This window comes from Pseudomonas sp. SYWMCR5 (assembly GCF_057197165.1).
The window spans coordinates 898321-919394 of the sequence record NZ_JBXUNH010000002.1 but is presented as its reverse complement, the minus strand read 5'-3'; the positions used below and the strand labels follow the sequence as shown (position 1 = coordinate 919394).

Annotated in this window: 22 protein-coding genes and 1 pseudogene; 7 read left to right on the top strand and 16 right to left on the bottom strand. The window is 63.5% G+C overall.

Going from position 1 to position 21074, the window contains the following annotated elements:
- Positions 1–45 precede the first annotated feature (45 nt).
- The 9 genes and pseudogenes from AC2CGW_RS10010 to AC2CGW_RS09970 form a co-directional block, all read right to left on the bottom strand.
- Positions 46–792, bottom strand: coding sequence for a hypothetical protein (locus tag AC2CGW_RS10010; RefSeq protein ID WP_186665366.1), 747 nt, complete (start codon positions 790–792; stop codon positions 46–48).
- 35 nt (positions 793–827) lie between these two features.
- A complete protein-coding gene (locus AC2CGW_RS10005; protein WP_186721796.1) occupies positions 828–1508 on the bottom strand; it encodes a C39 family peptidase in 681 nt (226 codons plus the stop codon).
- 60 nt (positions 1509–1568) lie between these two features.
- Positions 1569–2534 carry a heme utilization protein gene (locus tag AC2CGW_RS10000; RefSeq protein ID WP_186665364.1) on the bottom strand — a complete coding sequence of 322 codons (966 nt, stop codon included), beginning with the start codon at positions 2532–2534 and terminating at the stop codon, positions 1569–1571.
- A gap of 51 nt (positions 2535–2585) precedes the next feature.
- Positions 2586–3167, bottom strand: coding sequence for an adhesin (locus tag AC2CGW_RS09995; protein WP_484573973.1), 582 nt, complete (start codon positions 3165–3167; stop codon positions 2586–2588).
- Between the two features lie 2 nt (positions 3168–3169).
- Entirely contained in the window at positions 3170–3622 is a 453-nt protein-coding gene (locus tag AC2CGW_RS09990) for a hypothetical protein (RefSeq protein ID WP_484573972.1), read from the bottom strand.
- A gap of 332 nt (positions 3623–3954) precedes the next feature.
- Entirely contained in the window at positions 3955–4476 is a 522-nt protein-coding gene (locus tag AC2CGW_RS09985; RefSeq protein WP_484573971.1) for an AAA family ATPase, read from the bottom strand.
- Positions 4473–5039: a nicotinamide riboside transporter PnuC gene (gene pnuC / locus AC2CGW_RS09980; protein WP_186665359.1), complete on the bottom strand. Its 567-nt coding sequence runs from the start codon at positions 5037–5039 to the stop codon at positions 4473–4475. The genes AC2CGW_RS09985 and pnuC overlap by 4 nt, the downstream gene beginning before the upstream one ends.
- 97 nt (positions 5040–5136) lie before the next feature.
- Positions 5137–5871 (bottom strand): methyl-accepting chemotaxis protein, encoded by a 735-nt coding sequence (locus AC2CGW_RS09975; RefSeq protein WP_411384465.1) that lies wholly within the window; start codon positions 5869–5871, stop codon positions 5137–5139.
- A 138-nt stretch (positions 5872–6009) separates the two neighbouring features.
- Positions 6010–6681, bottom strand: a pseudogene (locus AC2CGW_RS09970) (cache domain-containing protein); the annotation flags it as partial.
- A gap of 399 nt (positions 6682–7080) precedes the next feature.
- Between AC2CGW_RS09970 and AC2CGW_RS09965 the strand changes: the two are divergent.
- Positions 7081–7911 carry an undecaprenyl-diphosphate phosphatase gene (locus AC2CGW_RS09965; protein ID WP_186665357.1) on the top strand — a complete coding sequence of 277 codons (831 nt, stop codon included), beginning with the start codon at positions 7081–7083 and terminating at the stop codon, positions 7909–7911.
- Positions 7911–8345, top strand: coding sequence for a DUF1294 domain-containing protein (locus tag AC2CGW_RS09960; protein ID WP_426351918.1), 435 nt, complete (start codon positions 7911–7913; stop codon positions 8343–8345). Before AC2CGW_RS09965 ends, AC2CGW_RS09960 begins: the two co-directional genes overlap by 1 nt.
- An 18-nt stretch (positions 8346–8363) precedes the next feature.
- Here AC2CGW_RS09960 and AC2CGW_RS09955 read toward each other — a convergent pair whose 3' ends face one another.
- Both AC2CGW_RS09955 and AC2CGW_RS09950 read right to left on the bottom strand, forming a co-directional pair.
- Positions 8364–8726 carry an MmcQ/YjbR family DNA-binding protein gene (locus tag AC2CGW_RS09955; protein WP_186665354.1) on the bottom strand — a complete coding sequence of 121 codons (363 nt, stop codon included), beginning with the start codon at positions 8724–8726 and terminating at the stop codon, positions 8364–8366.
- Positions 8719–9621 carry a LysR substrate-binding domain-containing protein gene (locus AC2CGW_RS09950; RefSeq protein WP_186665353.1) on the bottom strand — a complete coding sequence of 301 codons (903 nt, stop codon included), beginning with the start codon at positions 9619–9621 and terminating at the stop codon, positions 8719–8721. Before AC2CGW_RS09950 ends, AC2CGW_RS09955 begins: the two co-directional genes overlap by 8 nt.
- 133 nt (positions 9622–9754) lie before the next feature.
- On the opposite strand from AC2CGW_RS09950, the gene AC2CGW_RS09945 reads away from it, so the two are divergent.
- Both AC2CGW_RS09945 and AC2CGW_RS09940 read left to right on the top strand, forming a co-directional pair.
- Positions 9755–10366 carry an FMN-dependent NADH-azoreductase gene (locus AC2CGW_RS09945; protein WP_186665352.1) on the top strand — a complete coding sequence of 204 codons (612 nt, stop codon included), beginning with the start codon at positions 9755–9757 and terminating at the stop codon, positions 10364–10366.
- 130 nt (positions 10367–10496) lie between these two features.
- The gene (locus AC2CGW_RS09940) at positions 10497–11552 is read left to right on the top strand and encodes an alpha/beta hydrolase family protein (RefSeq protein ID WP_186665351.1); all 1056 of its coding nucleotides are present in this window, start codon (positions 10497–10499) and stop codon (positions 11550–11552) included.
- Here the strand turns inward: AC2CGW_RS09940 and AC2CGW_RS09935 are convergent.
- Complete coding sequence (locus tag AC2CGW_RS09935) at positions 11502–12692, bottom strand: MFS transporter (RefSeq protein WP_484573970.1); 1191 nt, start codon at positions 12690–12692, stop codon at positions 11502–11504. The two genes, AC2CGW_RS09940 and AC2CGW_RS09935, sit on opposite strands and share 51 nt — an antisense overlap.
- A 149-nt stretch (positions 12693–12841) precedes the next feature.
- On the opposite strand from AC2CGW_RS09935, the gene AC2CGW_RS09930 reads away from it, so the two are divergent.
- From AC2CGW_RS09930 to yiaY, 3 genes are all read left to right on the top strand, one after another.
- Positions 12842–13276 (top strand): PACE efflux transporter, encoded by a 435-nt coding sequence (locus tag AC2CGW_RS09930; RefSeq protein ID WP_054893942.1) that lies wholly within the window; start codon positions 12842–12844, stop codon positions 13274–13276.
- A 205-nt stretch (positions 13277–13481) separates the two neighbouring features.
- Positions 13482–15035: a threonine ammonia-lyase, biosynthetic gene (ilvA, locus tag AC2CGW_RS09925; protein WP_484574020.1), complete on the top strand. Its 1554-nt coding sequence runs from the start codon at positions 13482–13484 to the stop codon at positions 15033–15035.
- A gap of 135 nt (positions 15036–15170) precedes the next feature.
- Complete coding sequence (gene yiaY, locus AC2CGW_RS09920; RefSeq protein ID WP_484573969.1) at positions 15171–16319, top strand: L-threonine dehydrogenase; 1149 nt, start codon at positions 15171–15173, stop codon at positions 16317–16319.
- Positions 16320–16379: 60 nt separating this feature from the next.
- Here yiaY and AC2CGW_RS09915 read toward each other — a convergent pair whose 3' ends face one another.
- The 4 genes from AC2CGW_RS09915 to AC2CGW_RS09900 all read right to left on the bottom strand — a co-directional run bounded on the left by AC2CGW_RS09915 (position 16380) and on the right by AC2CGW_RS09900 (position 21056).
- On the bottom strand, positions 16380–17306 hold the full coding sequence (locus AC2CGW_RS09915; RefSeq protein ID WP_186665346.1) for an HvnC protein: 927 nt from the start codon (positions 17304–17306) through the stop codon (positions 16380–16382).
- Between the two features lie 283 nt (positions 17307–17589).
- Positions 17590–18777 (bottom strand): hypothetical protein, encoded by a 1188-nt coding sequence (locus tag AC2CGW_RS09910; RefSeq protein ID WP_186665344.1) that lies wholly within the window; start codon positions 18775–18777, stop codon positions 17590–17592.
- 91 nt (positions 18778–18868) lie between these two features.
- The gene (locus tag AC2CGW_RS09905; protein WP_484573968.1) at positions 18869–19336 is read right to left on the bottom strand and encodes a VOC family protein; all 468 of its coding nucleotides are present in this window, start codon (positions 19334–19336) and stop codon (positions 18869–18871) included.
- 100 nt (positions 19337–19436) lie between these two features.
- Positions 19437–21056, bottom strand: a complete 1620-nt coding sequence (locus AC2CGW_RS09900) for an NADP-dependent glyceraldehyde-3-phosphate dehydrogenase (protein ID WP_186665342.1) — start codon at positions 21054–21056, stop codon at positions 19437–19439.
- Positions 21057–21074: the final 18 nt, after the last annotated feature.

Sequence of the window (21074 nt, the reverse complement as noted above, 5' to 3'; positions counted from 1 at the left end):
AGTTAGCCGTCCCTTCCAACTACGATGATTGAGACGAAGCGTAGATCAATATCCTGAAACACGTAGGCCCTTGAGTTGATCAAGATTGCAGTTCAGCGCGCCTGCCGAAGGCAGGTTGTCGCGCAGCACCACATTGAGCTGTGTCAGGTTGCTGACCGCGTTGCTGCCGCCCAGCAAAGTGGTGGCTTGTAGCAGACCACCTTCGGCCAGGCGCTGCATGCTTTGCCCTTGATTGTTGTTGGCCTGGATGGCCATCTGGATCCCGTTGCCACTGTTCGAAACGCTGAGCGTACCGGCGTTGTTGCTGGTGCTGAGGGTGCTGCCTGCGGCCAGGACCTGGCCTTGCGGCACACCGGCATCACCGATCTGGCCCGCCTCGCGAACATTGATGGCGACATCGTTATAGGCGCTGTTGTTGTCGCCGGCCGCGCGTACCGACTGGGTCACGCCCTGGGTGGTGTTGACCAGGCCTGCACCGCCGTTGACCAGGCCATTGCCGCGGCCAGGGGCGTTGCCCGAGCCGTTCTCGCCGGTCATCGACACGTAGAACTGCGGTTTGATCACGTTCTGCTGCACCTGCAGGGTGGTTGTGGCGCCGATGCGATCACCGGCGGCGTTCTGCCAGGTGCTGCTCATGACGATGCCGAAACTGATGATTCGCCCCGGCATCACATACTTCCCACGCAGTTGGGCAAGCTCCTGGTCCTTGACCTCGATGGGCTTGAACACCTGCGCGTGGGCGGGGAGGCTGGCAGCCAGGCATGCTGCGACCAGCCAGGTGGTAGTCTTCATCGCTGCTCCCCGGGACTTCGTGCCCCTTGTAATCGTCAGAAGAAATCGCTCTGGATGAAACCGAACTCCATCAGTTGCGCGTCTTCCACCGGGTAGAAACCGTCGACGCGGTTCTTCGCGGTCAGAGGTGCCGGCGGATCGAGCAGGGCGTTGGCCTTGTCGTAGCCGGGGCCGATGACGGCGAAGATGATGCCGTTCCAGCCTTTGAGGAAATCGTCGAATTTGTAGCGTTTGTGGCCCAGGACAGGATCGCCGATGTAGACCCAGCCCTTGTCGATGCGCTGGAGCACCACGAAGTGCTTGTAGCCACGGATGTCCATCAGCACGATCACCGGAATGCTCACCTTTTCCAGGGTGTCGGGTTCGACCCGATAGCCCCTGGCGCGCATGCCGATGCTTTCGACGTAGCGCTTCATGTCGAGCATGGAGAAGCCCTGGACCTTGACGGTGTCCTGGTCGGATTGGGCGAGCATGCCTTCGATGACCTGGTGTTCGTCCACGTCGAGCCAGTAGGCCTGCTTTAGGACGGTGGCCAGGGCGGCGGCGCCGCAGCTGAAATCGGTCTTCTGTTGCACCAGGTCGGCGAAGCGCCGCTCACGCAGGCTCTGCACTGGCTTGTAGACGAGAGTACCGCCTGGCAAGGCGGCGATCGGCATCTGTGCCGCTTCTACGAGACCGGCAAGGAACATGAGTGTGGCAAGCAGGACAATGCGCATGACCTTCTCCACCGGGTAGAGACAGGGAAAGGGGCCCCGAAGGGCCCCGATCGGCTGCTGTTACATGCAGGCTTTGCAACCTGCGGCGATGGACAGCGAGTTGGTCTGCTGGTTGCCACTGCCGGCCGAGACGTTGGCGCCAACGTTGCCCGACACGCCATTGAGCGAGTTGCTCAGGTTGGCGTTGTTGGTCACAGGGTTGCGCCAGCCGGTGGGGGTCAGGACCTGATAGGAGGCAACACCGGCCAGGCCGAAGGTGCCTTCTTCGTGGAACTTCAGCGGGTCCTTGTCGACATGGGTGTTGCCATAGCGATCGCGGCTGCTTTCGTCTTCGACGTAGCCGTAGCCATTGCCTTGGTAGTGGCCGTAGGCAGCGAAGGTGGAGGTGAGGGTTTCCTTGCTGTAGGTACGGTCGGCCTTGTTGGTGACGTTCAGGCCGCCGACGTTCTGGTTGGCTGCACCGGTGGCGGCAGCGACACGGCCGCCGGACACGGCGATGGCCATGTTGTTTTTCTGTTGGTTGAAGTCCCCGGCGGTCACGTTGATACCGATGTTGCCGGAGCTGCCGTTGGCCGAACCGGTGAGGTTGGCGTTGTTGGAGGTGGAGTAGTTCTTGACGGTGTTGCCGGCGTTGGTCTGGGTGGCCTGGGCCATGGCCACGGCACTGCCGAAGATGAAGTTCTCATCGGCGGTGGCGATTGCCGCAACGTTGTCCTGCTGGTTGCCGCTGCCTGCGGCAACGTTGGCGCCCAGGTTGCCTTGGGAACCGTTGGCCGAGTTGTCCATGCGGGCATCGTTGCGGGTGCCTTGGTTCAGCACACGGTTGCCGGAGTTGTTCTGGGTGTCCAGAACGGTGGCGGCAGAGCCGGCGTTCACCAGCAGGGACAGCAGCAGGCTTTCGTTGTTGTTGTGGCCATTGTTGTGGCCGCCGTGGTTGTCGTTTCCACGGCCGCCGGCTTGTGCAGCAACTGCCATGACCGCAGCGAGGGCGAATACCAGAGGCTTGAGTGCCATTTTCGGTTTCATGGTGTTTCTCCGCTTATATTTTCGTTGTTAAGTGTTGTGTTGCTGGTCGGGTCAATCCGCGACCCGGACGCTCAGGGTGTTGGCCATTCGGTTGCCTACCCCGGCGCTCTGATTCAACTGGATCACGCCACGGCTGCCGGTGAAGGCCTGGTCACTGGTAGTGACCTGGCGACTGCCGGGTGTGTGATCAGTTGCGTCGGAGCTGTTGGCCAGCGAGACGTTCTGCTGGCTGAGAATGCTGTCGTCGATGCTCTGTGGTATTGCGCTGATGCTGATGCGCACCGCGTTGGCCTGTTGCGTGGCGGCGCCCGCCGATTGGTTGATGCCCAGCATGCCGTTGCCGTTGCTGAAGGCATTGCCATTGATGCTGGCGTGGGCGTCGAGCGCGCTGTTGGCGCGAAAGTCGCTGCGTTGGCGGATCTGCGTGCTGGCCTGGCCTTCGGTGCCGATGGCGATGGCTTTCACGTTGGCCTGTTGCAGCGCGTCACCTGCGGCCTGGTTGATGTTGAGGTTGCCCTGGTAGGCGCGGCCACTGGCATCGAGGGTGGCGTTGTCCACCACAGGCGAGCCGGCGAAGGCGCTTGCGGTGCAGCCCAGGGCCAGGCACAGCAGGGAGAGTTTGAGGGTCTGCATGATCATTGGCCCCGGGTCAGGATCTGCAGCGGCGCCATGCCGCGCTGAACGTTCTGGTTGACCGTGCTGGAGATGCTGTTGGCGCCGGACGCCCCGGCGCCGGAACCGCCGGGCATGCCGGGCAATTGCGACTGGGCGGTGCCCATGCCGCGCAGGTTGCCGGAGTTGTCGGGCTGGAAGATGCGGCTGACGGTCGAGCCGCTGGCGACGCTGGCGAAGTCGCCATCGGTCAGTTCGTTGTTGGTCTGGGCCTGGATGCGTGCCGACTCATTGGTGTTGGCGGTGGTCGGGTAGGGGTCTGGCGTGCCGGTTCGGCGATCAGCCTGACGCGGCTGGACATCGCGATTGAGGACGATCACCCCGTTGCCGCCAGCGAAGACCGGCGGCGCAATCGATGTGGCGGCAAGGCAAGCCAGAACGAGCAGTGCAGGCAGTGTGTTGTGCTTGTTCCCCACGGCGGTGCTCCCTTTCTGTGCGCTGGCCTTTGAGCGTTGCCAGAACAGAGAGCGAAAGCCGTGCCGGTTTTGCTTTTTGCCGATTTATCAGCGGGTTGCGCGAGGAGGGTAGGCGTGCCGGTTTTCTGTTGTATCAGCGTTGATACAAGGTGTCGGGTCATCGCCCGTCAAGGGCCGAAGCACGGGCGATCTGGAGGGATGCGCAGGGAGTGTATCAGCGCTGTGACAGTTCCCCCGAAAGTGTGGGGGAGGCCCCTGCAATGGGGGTTTGGTGGCGAGTGGGTGTATCAGTGAGTTAACAACTCGGTAGTGCTGGTAGTGCCGGAGCGTGCTCACTCCAGGAGCTCGGCCACCGCCGCCATTGCGTCATCCCGGCGCTGCTGCCAATCCCCGCCAATGACCCGCAGTGGCTGCCCATGCTGCTGCAGCCAGCGCAGGCTGTCATCGAAGAATGCCTGGCGCTCCTCCAGCCGCGGCTGGCAACGTTGACCATCACCGATCCACTCCACAGCCTCGGGGCTGAGCAGCAGGTGCAGGTCGTAGTGCCTGGCCAGCAGCGCGTGTTCCAGCCACGCTGGGCAGTCGTCGAACAGCACGCGACTCCACAGCATGTTGCTCAGCAGGTGGGTATCGAGGATCAGCAGCGAAGGTGCGGCTGCCCGCGCCTGGTCTTCCCATGCCAACTGCCCGCGAGCGATGGCCGGGATATCGGCGTAGCAGGTATCGCGCTGCTCGGTGTCGATGAAATGACGTACGTACTCGCCGACGGTGATGCCACCGAAACGGTGCTGGATTTCGCCACTGAGCCAGCTCTTGCCACTGGATTCAGGGCCGCATAACACCAGGACCTTCATGCGCCGGCCAGCGCCGGATCGCGCCGCCACTCCAGCCAGCCGCGCACGGCAATAAGGGTGAACAGGGCGTACAACGCGGCGGTCAGGTACAAACCCTTGTACAGGAACAGTCCAACGAAGATCACATCGACCACGAACCACAACGCCCAGCATTGCAGGCGTTTCTGTGCCATCCACACCTGTGCGACCAGGCTGAAACCGGTCAGCGCGGCATCCAGCCAGGGTTGGGCGGCGTCGGTCCAGTGGGCCATGGCCGCACCCAGGGCGACACTGGCCAGCAGCCCCAGGCCCAGGCCGCGCAGCGTCGTGGCGGTGTCCAGGCGCGATACCTGGCGCGCGTCCTCGACCCGGTCCGGGCGCGTCCATTGCCACCAGCCATAGAGGTTGAGCACGGCATAGACCACTTGCAGGAGCATGTCCGAATACAGCTTCACGTCGTAGAAGATCCAGCTGTAGAGCAGCACCATCACCAGGCCGATCGGCCAGCACCAGATGTTCTGCCTGACCGTGAGCCAGACGGCGATGACGCCGAGCGCGGCGGCGAAGAGTTCGAGGCCGGACATCGGCGATCCTTCGGAAGGGAAAGGGCGCGATTGTAGCTTGAGGGTCGAGGAAGGTGAATCGCTGTGAAACGGGGCGCCGTAGCGCCCCTTCTTTTGCTCAGACTCTGAATTGACGCAGCAGCTGCTCGAGCTCCTCGCTCAGGCGTGCCAGGGAAACTCCGGCATCGCTGGATTGGCGCGCCGCCTCGGCGGTCTGTTGCGAAAGGCCCGCGGTGTCGAGCACATTGCGGTTGATTTCCTCGACCACATGGGACTGCTGCAGGGTGGCGCTGGCGATCGAGGTGTTCAGCGCCGCCAGGGTGTGCAGCGCCTGTTCGATGGCCGCAAGGCTGGTGCCGGCTTCGCGGGCCTGTTCGACGGTCTGGCGCGAGGCTTCGCTGCTGGTGTCGATGGCCCGGACCGCCGCATCCGACTGGCCCTGCAGGTGCTCGATCATGGTCTGGATCTCGGCAGTGGACTGCGCCGTGCGCTGGGCCAGCAGGCGGACCTCATCGGCGACCACGGCAAAGCCGCGGCCCTGTTCGCCCGCACGCGCAGCTTCGATGGCGGCGTTGAGGGCCAGCAGGTTGGTCTGCTCGGCGATCGAGCGAATCACTTCCAGTACGCCACCAATCTTGGTGCTGTGCCCGGCCAGGTCGCGGATCACCCCCTGGGCCTGGTCGATGGTCGCCGACAGCCGGTCGATCTGCTGGAGGCTGCCGTGGATAGCCTGCTGGCCCTGACCGACCTGCTGCTGCGCTGCGCGCATTTCCACGGCCGCCTGCTCGGCGTTCTTCGCCACATCCTGCACCGCGTAGGTGACCTCGTTGACCGCCGTGGCCACCTGGTCCATCTGCAGTGATTGCTGGGCACTGTGCTGCTGGGCGCTGCCCGCGTTGTCGCCGACGTGCCCGGCGGACTGGGCCAGCGCATGGGCTGTGCCCTGCAATTGGCCGACCACGCCCTGCAGCTTGCCGTTGAAACGATTGAAGTACTCACCCAAATGGGTGATTTCGTCGCGTCCGTGGGTGTCCAGGCGGCGGGTCAGGTCGCTCTCGCCACTGGCGATGTTGCCCATGGCCTGTACCGCCTCGTGCAGTGGACGGGCGATGCTGCGGGCGATCAGCCACACCACCAGCCCCATCACCAGGGCAATGAACAGCCCGACCAGCGAGGCCTCGCGGACCTGGCGAGCGAATTCGTCCTGTACGTCGTCGACATACACCCCCGAGCCGATGATCCAGCCCCAGGGCTTGAACAGCTCTATATAGGAGGTCTTGGCCACCGGCTCGCTGGCGCCGGGCTTGGGCCAGCGGTAGTTGACCGGGCCCGCGCCCTGGGCCTTGGCCAGGGTCACCATCTCGTTGAACACGGCAAAGCCGTCAGGGTCGCGGATCGCCGACAGGTCCTGGCCATCGAGCTTGGCGTTGACCGGGTGCATGATCATCTTCGGTTGCAGGTCGTTGATCCAGAAATAGTCATCCTTGTCGTAGCGCAGGCTGCGCACCACCTGCAGCGCCTGCTGCTGGGCGCTTTGCCGGTCGAGGCTGCCAGCGGCCTCCAGCCCCTGGTAGTAGGCGAGCACGCCCACGGCAGTCTCGACCACATGCTGGGTCTTCTGCGCCTTGGCCTGGTACAGGTCACCATGGATCTGGCGCAGCATCAGCAGCCCCAGGACCAACAGCATGGCGACGGCCACGAGCAGGATCAGCCACAGACGACGGCTGATCGACATCGATCTCAAGGTCTTCATCAAAAGGTCACTCCATGTCTTGTTCTTTTTATATGAGCAGCATCCAACCATGACCGGATGCCTGCAACCCAGTCGACCAACGGCTAAGTGCCGGGCTCGACAATCCATGTTGCATCCCGCGCAAGCCTTCGCGCAGGGCCTCTGATAGGATTTCGGCCGCGCAAGATGAAACCTTTAGCCGCGGCGCACTTTTTCGCTGGTGTTGGGACTAACGAACGCTGTAAAAGACGCGTCGCTGCGCGTGCGGTGAATACTTGTAATCGAAAAGAACTAGGGTGCTGCCAGGAGCAGTGTCCATTGGGGGAGTTGATGGATTTTTGGAGTGCCTTCCAGGCAATCATCCTGGGTATCGTCGAGGGCTTGACCGAGTTCCTGCCGATTTCCAGCACCGGCCACCAGATCATCGTGGCCGACCTGATCGATTTTGGCGGCGAGCGCGCAATGGCGTTCAACATCATCATTCAGCTGGGCGCGATCCTGGCGGTGGTGTGGGAGTTTCGCAGCAAGATCTTCGAAGTGGTGTTCGGCCTGTCGAGCCAGCCCAAGGCCCGGCGTTTCACCGCCAACCTGCTGATCGCCTTCATGCCGGCGGTCGTGCTTGGCGTACTGTTCGCCGACCTGATCCATGAGTACCTGTTCAATCCGATCACCGTGGCCGTGGCCTTGGTGGTGGGCGGCTTCATCATGCTCTGGGCCGAGCGCCGCGATCACCGTATCGAGGTCGACCATGTCGACGATATGCGCTGGACCCACGCCCTGAAGGTCGGCCTGGTGCAGTGCCTGGCGATGATCCCGGGGACCTCGCGCTCGGGCTCGACCATCATCGGCGGCTTGCTGTTCGGCCTGTCACGCAAGGCCGCGACCGAGTTCTCGTTCTTCCTGGCGATGCCGACCATGGTCGGCGCCGCGGTGTATTCGGGCTACAAGTACCGCGACCTGTTCCAGCCGGCCGACCTGCCGGTGTTCGCCATCGGCTTCGTGGTGTCGTTCATCTTCGCCATGATCGCCGTGCGTGCGTTGCTCAAGTTCATCGCCAACCACAGCTACGCGGTCTTTGCCTGGTACCGCATTGCCTTTGGTCTGCTGATCCTGGCGACCTGGCAGTTCGGCTGGGTTGACTGGGCCACGGCGCACGGCTGATGGCACGCGGGCAAAGTGCCGGGCGGCGCGACGCTGGCCAGGCAGGCGAGGGCGTGCGCAACCTGCGCCTGAAATTGCTGGTGCTGCTGGTCTTGTGCCTGCTACCGGGGCTGGGGGTGGCGCAGATGGCCTGGAGCGGCCAGTCCTGGCTGCCCCTGGCGCTGTATCCGGCGGCCAGCCTGGTCTGCCTGTTGTTGTACTGGCAGGACAAGCGGCAGGCCCGCACCCAGGCCTGGCGCACGCCAGAGAAAATCCTCCACGCCAGCGAGTTGCTCGGTGGTTGGCCGGGGGCCTTGCTGGCGCAGCAATTGTTCCGGCACAAGACCCGCAAGCTGTCGTACCAGATGGTGTTCTGGGCAATCGTCGCGTTGCACCAGGTGTTCTGGCTGGATCGCCTGGTGCTGGGTGGGCGCTGGCTGGGATTGATGGGCTGAGCGAGCGCCGCGCAATCCTCAATCGGCCAACAAGCCCACCTGCAAGCGCTTGGGCAAGCGTCGCACCACCAGTTGGTGCGAACGCTGCAGAAGATCGGTCAACTCTTCCCGGCCCATGGGGTAGGGAGGCAGCATGCTGATCCAGCGCGCCCTCGCCAGATAAGGCGCCGGCCGTACCCCGGGACGGTCGCAATAACCGAGAAACAGCTCGTCGGCGACCTTGAACATCAAGCCTGCTCCCGGCAGGTCAAGCACGGCGAACATCTTGTTACCGGCCACCGAGAACACCCGGATTGCGCCCCATTTGTAATCCTCCCGCGCGCCGGGCAGGCTCAGGCAGAACGCTGCCACCTGCTCGGGGCTCATGGGTCGCTCAGACATAGCGCTCTCCACAGGCCTCGAACGAGGCCGCCAGGTGATCGATCCATACCCGCACTGCAGGCAGTACGCCGCGCCGGTGCGGATACACCGCTTGCAGATAACCCCCAGGCAGCGACCACTCCGGCAGCAGGTGCACCAGTTCGCCGCGCGCCAGTTCTTCCTCGCAATAGTTGCTTGGCAGGGCGGTAAAGCCCAGGCCTGCGCAGGCCGAGGCCTTGCGCACCACGAAGTCATCGATGTTCAGGCGTGGCTCCAGGGCGATCTCCTGCTCCTGGCCGCCGGGCCCGATGAGGCGAAAATGTACCAGGCGATCGGCATCCGCGGCCCCCAGGACGGGCAGCCCCACCAGCTGCGACGGGTGCTCGAGCCCGTCGGCGAATCCAGGGGCTGCCACCAGGTACATCTGCGCCTGGCGCAGGCGGCGGGTGGCCAGGGCCGGGTCCTCGTCGCCCAGGTCGCGCACCCGCAGCGCCACATCGATACCTTCGGAGATCAGGTCGACACGGCGATTGAGCAGCACCATCTCCAGTTGCACCAGCGGGTACTGGGCGAGAAAGCGGCTGATGATGTCTGGCAGGAAGGCATGGGCCAGGGCCACCGGGGCAGACACCCGCAGGCGTCCACGCGGCTCGCTGGTCATGCTGGCGACGGCTTCGTCGGCCATCTCGGCCTCCAGCAGCATGGCCTGGCAGTGGTGCAGGTAGCGTTCGCCGACGGCGGTCAGCTTCAGTTGCCGGGTGGTGCGCTGCAGCAGGCGTGTGCCCAAGCGTTCCTCGAGTTCTGCGATACGCCGCGACAGGCGCGACTTGGGGATGCCCAACTGGCGACCGGCGGCAGCGAAGCCACCGGCCTCGACCACTCGGGCGAAGTAGAAGAGGTCGTTGAAGTCTTGCATACGGATATCTCACTGTTCCATCAGTGGAACAAACTAATGCATTTTTGCCGACTAATCAGTTATTCATCGCCTCTGTAGGATTCTCTCCATCGTGATCGCGCACAGCCGCGGTCTTCATTTACAGGAGAGTCCCATGAAACTGTTGCACATCGATTCGAGCATCCTGGGCGACAATTCCGCCTCCCGCCAGTTGAGCCGCGAAGTGGTCGATGCCTGGAAGGCTGCCGATCCTAGCGTCGAAGTCATCTACCGCGACCTCGCTGCCGATGCCATCAGCCACTTCTCGGCCGCGACCCTGGTCGCCGCCGGCACCGCCGAAGAGGCCCGTGACGCCGCCCTGGCCCACGAAGCCCGCCTGAGTGCCGAAACCCTGGCTGAATTCCTCGCCGCCGACGCGGTGGTCATCGGTGCTCCGATGTACAACTTCACCGTGCCGACCCAGCTCAAGGCCTGGATCGATCGCGTTGCCGTCGCCGGCAAGACCTTCCGCTACACTGAAGCTGGCCCGGAAGGCCTGTGCGGTGACAAGAAGGTGGTGCTGGTGTCCACTGCCGGTGGCCTGCACCAAGGTCAGCCGACCGGTGTCGGTCATGAAGATTTCCTCAAGGTGTTCCTGGGCTTCATCGGCATCACCGACCTGGAAATCGTCCGCGCCCACGGCCTGGCGTATGGTCCGGAGCACCGCAGCAAGGCCATCGACGCTGCCCAGGCGCAGATTGCCAACGAGCTGTTCGCCGCAGCCTGATAGAAACCCCGAAAAAGCCGGCTGTCGCCTTGTGCGACAGCCGGCTTTTTCATGGATGTTTCATCTGTCGTCCATCGCGTAGCTTCTATGCTTATGCTACTCGTCCGCCTCGTGGGGAGAGACGCTCGCGATGAAAACCCGTGCCCTGTTGACGTTGCTCCTGCTTGGCGGCCTGCTGGCCCGTGCCGAGGCTTCACCCTGGGTGGCCGGCCTGCATCGTCTCACGCTTGCCGATCCGGTGGACGCACAGCCCATGCAGGCCTTGGTGTTCTATCCCAGCAGCAGCCCGGCGCGGCCTACGCGCATCGAAGGCTACACCCTGCGTGTGGCCGAAGAGGCGCCGGTCGCCATGGGCCAGTTCCCGCTGCTGGTGGTCTCCCATGGCAATACCGGCACCCCGGTGGCGCTGCACGACCTGGCGACCTCATTGGCCCGCCAGGGCTTCGTGGTAGTGGCCGTCACCCACCCGGGCGACAACCTTCGTGACCACAGTCGGCTGGGCAAGCTCAGCAACCTCTATGGCCGGCCCTTGCAGGTCAGCGCCGCGATCACCGCTGCACGTGCAGATCACCTGCTCAGCCCTTACCTCAACCAGGGCAAGGTTGGCGTGATCGGCTACTCGGCAGGCGGGGAGACCGCGTTGATCCTGTCGGGCGCCCAGCCAGACCTTGAACGGCTGCGCAACTATTGCCTGGAACGGCCGATGGATGCCGATGCCTGCAAGACCCACGGCGTGCTGATCGCCGACCGCAGCGAGTTGACCCCGCAGTCCGACCCGCGTGTCGGCGCGGTGATGCTGATGGCACCGTTGAGCCTGATGTTTGGCCGCCATGCCCTGGCCGGTGTGCATGTGCCCGCACTGATCTACAGCGGCGACCAGGACCAGTTGCTGGCTGTCGACCGCAACGCCAGCGCCCTGGCGCGCAAGTTGCCGGTCACGCCCGACTACCGGCTGTTGTCCGGTGCTGGGCATTTCGTGTTCATGGCCCCCTGCGACGACGAACAGCGCCAGCGCATGGCGGTGCTGTGCAAGGATGCCGACGGCATCGACCGGCGCCAGGTGCACCGGGGCCTGCAGAGCGAGACGGCGGCGTTCTTCAGCCAGGCCCTGGGTGCCCCGGAGCCCGCCGAGCGCTCAGCCGCGGCCGGCGCGGCGGGCCAGCAGCAGGATCAGGCCCACCCCTGATAGCGCCAGCAGCGCCGCAACGCAAAAGATCGACGCATAACCCAGGTGCACGGCGACCGCGCCCATCACCGGGCCGGCCAGGCCCAATGCCAGGTCGAAGAACACCGCGTAGGCCCCAAGCCCCGCGCCCCGGCTGGCGCTGGGGACCTGCCTGATCGCCTCCACGCCCAGCGCCGGGTACACCAGTGACAGGCCAAAGCCGGTAAGCCCCGCCCCAACCAACGCCGATCCCGGTGCCGGTGCCAGCCAGAGCAGGGTCAGCCCCAGCACTTCGGTGGCCATGCACGCGATCGCCACGTTGTAGCCGCCGAAGCGGTTGACCGCGTTGACGAACAGCAGCCGCGAGACGATGAAGCACAGGCCGAAGGCGCTCAGGCACCAGGCCGCGCCGACCCAGCCTTGCTCCAGGTAGTAGAGGGTGACGAAGGTGGTCAGGGTGCCGTAGCCGATCGACGCCAGTGTCAGCCCCATGCCGCAGGGCGCAACGCGGCCGAAGGCCGACCAGAAAGGTAGGCGTTCACCGCGCACCACCACCACGTCCGGGCGGCCGCGCAGCACCCACAGGGCCAGCAGCGCCATCACCAGCAAGGCCGGGCCGAGGGCAGTGAAGCTCAGTTGGCCGACCATCACCACCCCGGCGGGCGCACCGATGGCGATGGCGCCATAGGATGCAATACCGTTCCATGAGATCACCCGGGCGGTGTGCTCGGCACCGACCTGGCCGATACCCCAGCTCAACGTGGCGACACCGATCAGGCCTTGGGCGACCCCCAGCAGCACACGCCCGGCCAGCAGTAATCCCAGGCTCAACGAGGGCAGGGCGAGGGACCAGGCCGACAGCAGGGTCAGCACGCCGCAACCGGCAATGCCATACAGCCCATAGCGAATCGCCTGCTTGCCACCCAGGCTGTCGGCCACGCGACCGGCGAAGGGCCTGCTGAGCAAGGTGGCGAGGTACTGCAAGCCGATGGTCAGGCCGGCGATCACCGCACCCATGCCCAACTGGTCGTGTACATGGCCGGGCAGCACCGCGATGGGCAGGCCGATGCACAGGAAGGCGATGAAGGTGTAGAACACGATCGAAAGGATCTGCAGGGTCAGGGCGGTGGAGCTGACGGGCGTAGGGGCTGGGGCGGTCATGGCTGTGTTCGCGGGCGGCGGTGCAGCAATCATGGCTGGCTCGAGGGGTAAAAGAAAGCAGCCTAACGATTTTTCCACACGATTCCTGTGCTTGAACCGGTGCCTGAACCGGCGTACCGTCTCCTTCCGTTTCCGCCAAGGAGTGCCCCATGCAAGGCAAGGCCCGCAAGGTCGTCCAGGCCATCCTCTACGAAGTCATCGCCGTGGCGTGCGTGGCGCCTGCGCTGTCGCTGATGTTCGACGCCGGCATGGCCCATTCGACGATACTTTCGATCCTGATGTCGGGTATCGCCATGAGCTGGAACATGGGCTACAACTGGGCGTTCGAGCGCTGGGAAGCACGCCAGGCGCAGCGTACCCGCACCTGGTTCCGACGCCTGCTGCACGCCCTGGGTTTCGAGGGCGGCCTGGTGTTGATCCTGCTGCCGCTGGTGGCGTTCTGGCTGGATATCAGCCTGTGGAGCGCGTTGCTCACCAACCTGGCACTGTTCGTGTTCTTCTTCGTCTATGCCTTCGTCTTCCAGTGGGGCTTTGACAAGGTCTTCGACGTGCCGCTGTCGGCACAGCAACAGGCGCGTTGCTGAATGTTGACTTCCTACGGTTTGGCGGGATAAGTTCCTACACCATGAATACCTGCTCGCCTGTGCGCACCTTCGGCCTGATTATTATTACCGCCATTATCGGATTGGCGGGCTAGCGCGCACTGGCACCGAAACCCGCCCTGGAGGCGGGTTTTTTCTTCTCGACTCCTGGGCATCTGCAAACCCCCAGGAGTCATCGATGAGCAATCTGAGCGTCAGCCCCCGTTCCCCCGTCACGCCCCAGCAACTGCTGTCGGAGCAGGTGCGGCGCATTCTTGCAGCGCCCGTGTACGACCTGGCCATCGAAACCCCGCTGCAGGCGGCCCCGGCGCTGTCGAGCAGCCTCGGCAACCAGGTATTGCTCAAGCGCGAAGACCTGCAGCCGACCTTCTCGTTCAAGATCCGCGGTGCCTATACCCGGCTGTCGCGCCTGTCCCAGGTCCAGCGCGAGCGTGGCGTGGTCACCGCTTCCGCCGGCAACCATGCCCAGGGCGTGGCGCTGGCTGCTTCGCACCTGGGCATGACGGCGACCATCGTCATGCCCACCACCACCCCTGAACTGAAGATCGCCGGTGTGCGCTCGCGCGGCGGCAACGTGGTGCTGCATGGCGAAAGCTTCCCCCATGCCTTGGCCCATGCGCTGCAACTGGCCGACCGCCAGGGAGCGACCTTCGTCCCGCCATTCGACGATCCGGACGTGATCGCCGGGCAGGGCACCGTGGCCATGGAGATCCTGCGCCAGCACCCGGGCGCACTGGATGCGATCTTCGTCCCGGTCGGTGGCGGAGGCTTGATCGCGGGTATCGCGGCCTATGTGAAGTACCTGCGTCCGCAGGTCAAGGTGATTGGTGTCGAGCCCGAGGACTCCAACTGTCTGCAGGCTGCGCTGGCCGCTGGTGAGCGGGTGGTACTGGCGCAGGTCGGCACCTTCGCCGACGGTGTGGCGGTGGCCCAGGTCGGTGCCCATTGCTTCGAGTTGTGCCGGCATTTCGTCGATGAAGTGATCACCGTCAGCAGCGATGAGTTGTGCGCAGCGATCAAGGATATCTACGACGACACCCGCTCGATCACCGAACCTTCCGGTGCGCTGGCCGTGGCCGGGATCAAGAAGTACGTGGCGCGTGATGGCGTTCGTGGGCAGACCCTGGTCGCCATCGACTCCGGGGCCAACATCAATTTCGACCGCCTGCGCCATGTGGCCGAGCGTGCCGAGCTCGGCGAGCAGCGTGAGGCGGTGATCGCGGTCACCATCCCCGAGCGGCCGGGGAGTTTTCGCGCGTTCTGCCAGGCCCTGGGCAAGCGTCAGGTAACCGAGTTCAACTACCGCTACCACCCGGGCAAGGAAGCCCGGCTGTTCGTCGGCGTACAGACCCATCCACAGCACGACCCGCGCGAGGGCCTGCTGGACAGCTTGCGTGCACAGGGCTACGAGGTACTCGACCTGACTGACAACGAACTGGCCAAGCTGCATGTGCGCCACACCGTCGGCGGCCATGCAGCGCCAGGCGCCGACGAGCGGGTGCTGCGTTTCGAGTTTCCTGAGCGCCCAGGCGCGTTGCTGGGCTTTCTAGAGCGTCTGGGCCAGAACTGGAACATCAGCCTGTTCCACTACCGCAACCATGGCGCTGCCGAGGCCCGGGTGTTCGCTGCGCTGGAGGTCCCGGCCGACGAACAGGCCCTCATGCCACAGACGCTGCAGGCCATGGGCTATCGCTACTGGGATGAGACGGACAATCCGGCGTATCGGCTGTTTCTGGGCTGAGCGAGTGCCGCTCATCGCGGATTGTCTGCGATGTCGACCGTTCAGTCACGGCGGCTTGTCCTGGATCAACATGCGTGCGGCAGTTCGGGCAGATCCTCGAAGGTAGACAGACAACAACCTGAGAGGATCTCGGCCATGAGCAGCACCTTCTTCATTCCACCCGTCAACATCATGGGCCTCGATTGCCTGGACGAAGCCATGGCGGCGATTGCCGGCTACGGCTTGCGCAAGGCGTTGATCGTGACTGACGAAGGCCTGTCCAGGGCCGGGGTCGCCCAGCGCATCGCCGGGTTGCTGGCCGAGCGTGATATCGACTCGACGATCTTCGACGGTGCCAAGCCCAACCCGAGCATTGCCAACGTCGAGGCGGGCCTGGCGCTGTTGCAGCGCGAACGCTGCGATTGCGTGATCTCGCTCGGTGGTGGCTCGCCCCATGACTGCGCAAAGGGTATCGCCCTGTGCGCCACCAACGGCGGGCATATTCGCGACTATGAAGGCGTGGACCGTTCGGCCAAGCCGCAACTGCCGCTGATCGCCATCAACACCACGGCCGGCACGGCCAGCGAGATGACCCGTTTCTGCATCATCACCGACGAATCGCGCCACGTGAAAATGGCCATCGTCGACCGTAATGTCACGCCGATCCTGTCGGTCAACGACCCGGCACTGATGGTCGGCATGCCAAAGGGCCTGACCGCCGCCACCGGCATGGACGCGCTGACCCACGCCATCGAGGCCTATGTCTCCACGGCCGCCAACCCGATCACCGACGCCTGTGCACTCAAGGCCATCACCTTGATCAACGACAACCTGCGCCAGGCGGTCGCCAATGGCCAGGACTTGCAAGCCCGGGAGAACATGGCGTACGCCCAGTTCCTCGCCGGCATGGCCTTCAACAATGCCTCGCTGGGTTATGTGCATGCCATGGCGCATCAGCTCGGTGGCTACTACGACCTGCCGCATGGGGTCTGCAACGCGGTGTTGTTGCCGCATGTGCAGCGCTTCAATGCCCAGGTCAGCGCCGCGCGCCTGCGCGATGTGGCCAAGGCCATGAGTGTGAAGGTGTGCGGGCTGACGGCAGAGCAGGGCGCGGGAGCGGCGATCTCGGCGATCGAGCATCTGGCCGTGGCAGTGGGGATCCCGGCGGGCCTGGCAGAGCTGGGGGCCAAGCGCGAGGATGTGCCGGTATTGGCGGCCAATGCGTTGAAGGACGCCTGCGGGCTGACCAACCCGCGTAGTGCCAGCCAGGCCGAGATCGAGGCGATTTTCGAGGCGGCGTTCTGACGCGAGACTTTTGGCAAAGCACTGTTGCGCGGTCTGGCAGGAGTGCTTTGCCATCTGTGGTTATTGAGTTTGTTGACGAAGACCTTGCTCATCAGGATTGTAGTGAGCCACAAGCCCGCGGGTTGTCGAATAGGAAAGACTGACGACAGGTAAATACTGGCCGTACTTTTGGTAGTAACGCTGTTGGTCATGGTTGGCTTTATTCAGCGCATCCATATTCCCCGCCTGGTAAAAGAATGCCAGCAGGGGCAGTGTTGCTGAATTGATGTTGTGCCACGGCTCCAGAATCAGCTCGTTCCATTCATTCCATTGCCCTTCTCTGGCGAGCAATGAACGTGCACGAATACTCTGGTAGAAACGATCGGCAGAGGTAGTAATACCCGCGCTTACATTCCAGCCACAAATACGGTTGGTCTTACCCATCTGATCGTAATGACGCTTCCAATCTTCTGCAGTGTTGATGCCTTGCTCATTGCAGGGTTTGCTTGCCGGATAACCGGCGTACTCAGAGCAGGCTGGCATCCTGTTATCAGTCGCTGCATCACGGGGGAACGTACATTTCACGTGAATTTGCGCCTTCCCTGCAGGTCGTTCCATGACCGGATAGAGTATGAAGCCGTTGCGGAACTTAAACGTGCTGTAAATAGGGGAATCCTGTCGAAGCCAGGATGCCGAAACACCTTGCCTGGAAATCGAGCGGGGACTTGGCTCCCATGGATCGAAGGACTGGTAACTCTGAGTCACGCGTATCAATACACCACTGCAAAGAAAGGCAGGGCGTTGCGATGACCCACAATCGATTCGGCTATCTCGAAACCACCGATCAATTTTTTGCAGTGCATTTTCCGCGTTCGTGTCCAGCACCTTCAAAGTCTCTTGGGTTATTGACGGGCTGGAAGAGCGTGTGGGCATGGGTGGGGAAAGTTCAGGAGTTTTCGCGCAGGCAGCAATCATGACGGCAAGGGTAAACGGAAGAAAAGTTCTCATGGCGGCGTTTCTCTAAGCGCTGGATGAAACCGCACTATAGATCCATGAAAATAGCCAGGGTACTGGCATTTTTATCAGTTGCTGGAAAGGTTCGGGTAGTTTCAAGCGTTCGGCAGGGGAGCGTTTTTTATAGGTGTTATTGGCTGTTTCTGTAAGCGTTAAGCTCATACAGGGCCCTTGCTCGTCCCTTATCGCCCTGTAGACCCTCGGCTCTGCAGGAAAAGTTCTGTAGGCGTGGCGGTGCCTCCCTCAACGAAGGATGCCTCTTCTTCTTGTACAAAACCTAACGCTCACGCATGAAGAACCCCGCCACATACTTGCGAAAGGTTTCCGGGCTCTTGAAGTCTGCGTAGCGCTTGAAATTATCCGTATCGGGCTCCGGCCCGAGCGGTTTTTCCAGCAGTGACACCGACAGCACGCGGTCCTGGTCGGAGGTCAGCACCAGCTCGTCCATCACCTCGCCACCGATCACCGGGCGGCGCATCAGCACTTTCACCCCCTTGCTCGCCATCCAGTCGATCAGCGAGACCAAGGCTTTCAGCGGCTCGCGTTCCTCGTCGCGGTATACCGGGAACAAGTGCACACGTGACAGCACCGGTACGCTGGCGACATGGATCAGTTCGTAGTAATGACTACCGGCAGTGGTGGGCGAGTACAGCGCCAGGGCCAACAGCGGGCCGCCGGTCTTGCTGCCGCCCCAGAGCAGGTGATGGCCCTGGAAGTCGAAGCCGTCCTCGCTGCGGGCGTTGAACAGCTTGCGGCCCTTGATCTGCTCGACGCAGTCCAGCAACAGGCCGTGGCGACGGTGGTTGCCGAATACGGTGGATTCACGCAGGCGCGCCTTGAGCATCATCATGTGCTTCATGTCCAGGCGCGTTTCCAGATAGTTGCTGGCCGGAACTCGCTCGAGCAGCGGATAGCGGCCAGCGACACCGCGCAGTTCGGCGAACTGTGCGGTGAGGTCTTTTTTCAGGTGCGTGGCGTAGACGTTCAGGCCGCTGGCCTCGATCCAGGTCAGCAACAGTGACAGCAGCCGCTGTTGCTCACGGCGCTCCGCGGTTTCACCGCCTGCTCCATTACCTGCGCTGGCGCGACGGAAGTCGCCGAGCAGACGCAGCGGCGTGTCGGGTGGCAGCCAGGCTGCAGGCGGCGGCACATCCTCGCTGCGCTCGATGGCTTCGCGCTCGTCCTTGGTGAAGGGGCAGCCGGGGGCATGCTCGGGGGTGTCGGGGTTGTTGCGCAGGAACAAGGTGCCGGTGTTGCCGTTGAGGCTGACATTGAGCACCGGCAGGGCATCCTTGCGGCAGTCGCAGGCCAGCCATTGGTTGGCGCTGCGTACCTTCATCAGCCACTGGTTGGCTTGCAGCAAGCGCGGGCCAACCAGCGTGGCACTGGCAAAACCGGCCAGCAGTTCTTCTTCGGCCGGTGTGAGGGTGCGCACCTGCGCGCCGTTCTTTTCGATGATTCGCATTCAATAGCAGCTCCGAGCTACAAGCCTCAAGCTTCAAGCAAAGCCGCGGCGCTTTCAACTTCAAGCGCACGGCCTGCGACTCGTCGCCCGTTCAGTTCCCGCCGAACAGCTTGGCCGCGCGGGCGCGGATCTCTTCGGGGCTCAGGTCTTCCTTGTGGGTGGACACGAACCAGAGGTTGCCGAACGGGTCTTTCAAGGTACCGCTGCGATCGCCGTAGAACTGGTCCTGGACCTCTCGCAGTGGCGTGGCGCCGGCAGCGACGGCCTGGGCATAGACCTTGTCGCAGTCCTCGATATACAGGTGCAAGCCGATGGCCGCCCCTGGCAGCGACTGGCTGGCGGTGAGGCCACCGTCCATGTCGCAGGGATCGGCGAGCATCAGCGAGGAGTCGCCGATTTTCAGCTCGGCATGACCGACGCGGCCGTCGGGACCGTCGAGGCGAAACATCTCGACGGCGCCGAAGGCTTGTTTATAAAAGGCAATGGCCTTGTCGGCATCCTTGATACCCAGGTAGGGCGTGATGCTGTGCTGGCCTTCGGGGATGGGTTTGGCTGGCATTGCGGATACCTCCTGTGGAAGGTGGCCATTCGTCGAAACTGTATATTTGTACAGTTTCGACGAATGCGCAAATGCCGTTTTCCGATTAAGCGCCTGCTGGCTAGAAGATGTAGTCGGTGGTCAGGAAGCTGGACTGGCGATTGCGGATGATCTCGCTGATCAGCGTCTTGTTGGCCTCCTGGAACTTGGTGGCCACCAGGGTACGGATCGAGAATACCCGCAGCGCGTCATGCACCGACAACGTACCTTCTGCGCTGTTCTTGCGGCCGTTGAACGGGTAGGTGTCCGGGCCGCGCTGGCACTGGGCGTTGAGGTTGATGCGCCCGACCTGGTTGGCGAAGGTATCGACCAGCGCACCGACGGTCTGCGGATCGTTGCCGAACAGGCTCAGCTGCTGGCCGTAGTCGGAGTCGAGCACATAGTCGATCACCGTCTGCAGGTCGCGGTAGGGCACCACCGGCACCAGCGGGCCGAACTGCTCTTCGTGATAGACGCGCATCGACGGTGCCACCGGGTACAGCAGGGCGGGGTAGAAGAACGATCCCCGGCTCTGGCCGCCGCCCGGGTTGATGACCTTGGCGCCGTGGGCCTGCGCATCGGCGACCAGGCCGTCGAGGTAGTCGACCTTGCCCGGCTCCGGCAGCGGCGTCAGTGCAACGCCGGGTTCCCAGGGCATGCCAGGCTTGAGCGCAGCAAGCTTGCGCTGGAATTTCTCGAGGAACGGCTCGACCACATCCTCGTGCACGAACAGGATCTTCAATGCCGTGCAACGCTGGCCGTTGAACGACAGGGCGCCGGTCAAGGCTTCGTCGACGGCATTGTCCAGGTCCACCTCTGGCAGCACGATCCCTGGGTTCTTGGCGTCCAGGCCCAGCGCCGCACGCAGGCGGTGGGGGCGCGGGTGGAGCTTTTTCAGGTCGCTGGCGGCCTTGTGCGTGCCGATGAAGGCGAACACATCGACCTTGCCGCTGGCCATCAGGGCGCTGACCGTCTCGCGGCCACGGCCATAGATGACGTTGATCACCCCCGGCGGGAAGCTGTCGCGGAAGGCTTCGAGCAGCGGGCGGATCAGCAGCACGCCGAACTTCGCCGGCTTGAACACCACCGTGTTGCCCATGATCAGCGCCGGGATCAGCGTGGTGAAGGTTTCGTTGAGCGGGTAGTTGTATGGCCCCATGCACAGCGCCACCCCCAGTGGTGCGCGGCGGATCTGGCCGAGGGTGCCCTGTTCCAGCTCGAAGCGGCTGGAGCGGCGGTCCAGGTCCTTGAGGGCGTTGATGGTATCGACGATGTAGTCGCAGGTGCGGTCGAACTCCTTTTCCGAGTCCTTGAGGTTCTTGCCGATCTCCCACATCAGCAGCTTGACCACCGCCGTGCGCTGTTCGCGCATGCGCGCCAGGAAGGCTTCGACATGCTCGATACGCTCGGCAACACGCATGTTCGGCCACGCGCCGCGACCCTTGTCGTAGGCCTGCACCGCGGCATCGAGGGCGGTGAGGGCGGTGTCGGCATCGAGCAGCGGTGCGCTGCCGAGGATGACCTGGCGTTCTTCATCGCCTTGCTTGAGCCACACCGGGCTGCGCACGGTGGCCAGCGGCCCGTCCCAACGCCTGAGCTGCCCGCCCACCAGGTAGTCGCGTTGCTCCAGCGGCTCGCCCAGGCGCCAGGCCTCGGGGATGTCTTCTGGGGTGGGAAACAGCGAATCGAGCAGACGGTCCATGGGTACTGCACCTCACTT

Excerpts from the sequence above, each read along its gene's own strand:
- AC2CGW_RS09975 (WP_411384465.1), bottom strand. The coding sequence starts at position 5,871 with ATGGACCAGGTGGCCACGGCGGTCAACGAGGTCACCTACGCGGTGCAG.
- AC2CGW_RS09940 (WP_186665351.1), top strand. The coding sequence starts at position 10,497 with ATGAAAACCCGTGCCCTGTTGACGTTGCTCCTGCTTGGCGGCCTGCTG.
- AC2CGW_RS09910 (WP_186665344.1), bottom strand. The coding sequence starts at position 18,777 with ATGCGAATCATCGAAAAGAACGGCGCGCAGGTGCGCACCCTCACACCG.
- AC2CGW_RS09945 (WP_186665352.1), top strand. The coding sequence starts at position 9,755 with ATGAAACTGTTGCACATCGATTCGAGCATCCTGGGCGACAATTCCGCC.
- AC2CGW_RS09930 (WP_054893942.1), top strand. The coding sequence starts at position 12,842 with ATGCAAGGCAAGGCCCGCAAGGTCGTCCAGGCCATCCTCTACGAAGTC.
- AC2CGW_RS09935 (WP_484573970.1), bottom strand. The coding sequence starts at position 12,692 with ATGACCGCCCCAGCCCCTACGCCCGTCAGCTCCACCGCCCTGACCCTG.
- AC2CGW_RS10010 (WP_186665366.1), bottom strand. The coding sequence starts at position 792 with ATGAAGACTACCACCTGGCTGGTCGCAGCATGCCTGGCTGCCAGCCTC.
- AC2CGW_RS09965 (WP_186665357.1), top strand. The coding sequence starts at position 7,081 with ATGGATTTTTGGAGTGCCTTCCAGGCAATCATCCTGGGTATCGTCGAG.
- AC2CGW_RS10000 (WP_186665364.1), bottom strand. The coding sequence starts at position 2,534 with ATGAAACCGAAAATGGCACTCAAGCCTCTGGTATTCGCCCTCGCTGCG.
- AC2CGW_RS09950 (WP_186665353.1), bottom strand. The coding sequence starts at position 9,621 with ATGCAAGACTTCAACGACCTCTTCTACTTCGCCCGAGTGGTCGAGGCC.
- pnuC (WP_186665359.1), bottom strand. The coding sequence starts at position 5,039 with ATGTCCGGCCTCGAACTCTTCGCCGCCGCGCTCGGCGTCATCGCCGTC.
- AC2CGW_RS09995 (WP_484573973.1), bottom strand. The coding sequence starts at position 3,167 with ATGCAGACCCTCAAACTCTCCCTGCTGTGCCTGGCCCTGGGCTGCACC.
- AC2CGW_RS10005 (WP_186721796.1), bottom strand. The coding sequence starts at position 1,508 with ATGCGCATTGTCCTGCTTGCCACACTCATGTTCCTTGCCGGTCTCGTA.
- yiaY (WP_484573969.1), top strand. The coding sequence starts at position 15,171 with ATGAGCAGCACCTTCTTCATTCCACCCGTCAACATCATGGGCCTCGAT.
- AC2CGW_RS09955 (WP_186665354.1), bottom strand. The coding sequence starts at position 8,726 with ATGTCTGAGCGACCCATGAGCCCCGAGCAGGTGGCAGCGTTCTGCCTG.
- AC2CGW_RS09960 (WP_426351918.1), top strand. The coding sequence starts at position 7,911 with ATGGCACGCGGGCAAAGTGCCGGGCGGCGCGACGCTGGCCAGGCAGGC.
- AC2CGW_RS09915 (WP_186665346.1), bottom strand. The coding sequence starts at position 17,306 with ATGAGAACTTTTCTTCCGTTTACCCTTGCCGTCATGATTGCTGCCTGC.
- AC2CGW_RS09905 (WP_484573968.1), bottom strand. The coding sequence starts at position 19,336 with ATGCCAGCCAAACCCATCCCCGAAGGCCAGCACAGCATCACGCCCTAC.
- AC2CGW_RS09985 (WP_484573971.1), bottom strand. The coding sequence starts at position 4,476 with ATGAAGGTCCTGGTGTTATGCGGCCCTGAATCCAGTGGCAAGAGCTGG.
- AC2CGW_RS09900 (WP_186665342.1), bottom strand. The coding sequence starts at position 21,056 with ATGGACCGTCTGCTCGATTCGCTGTTTCCCACCCCAGAAGACATCCCC.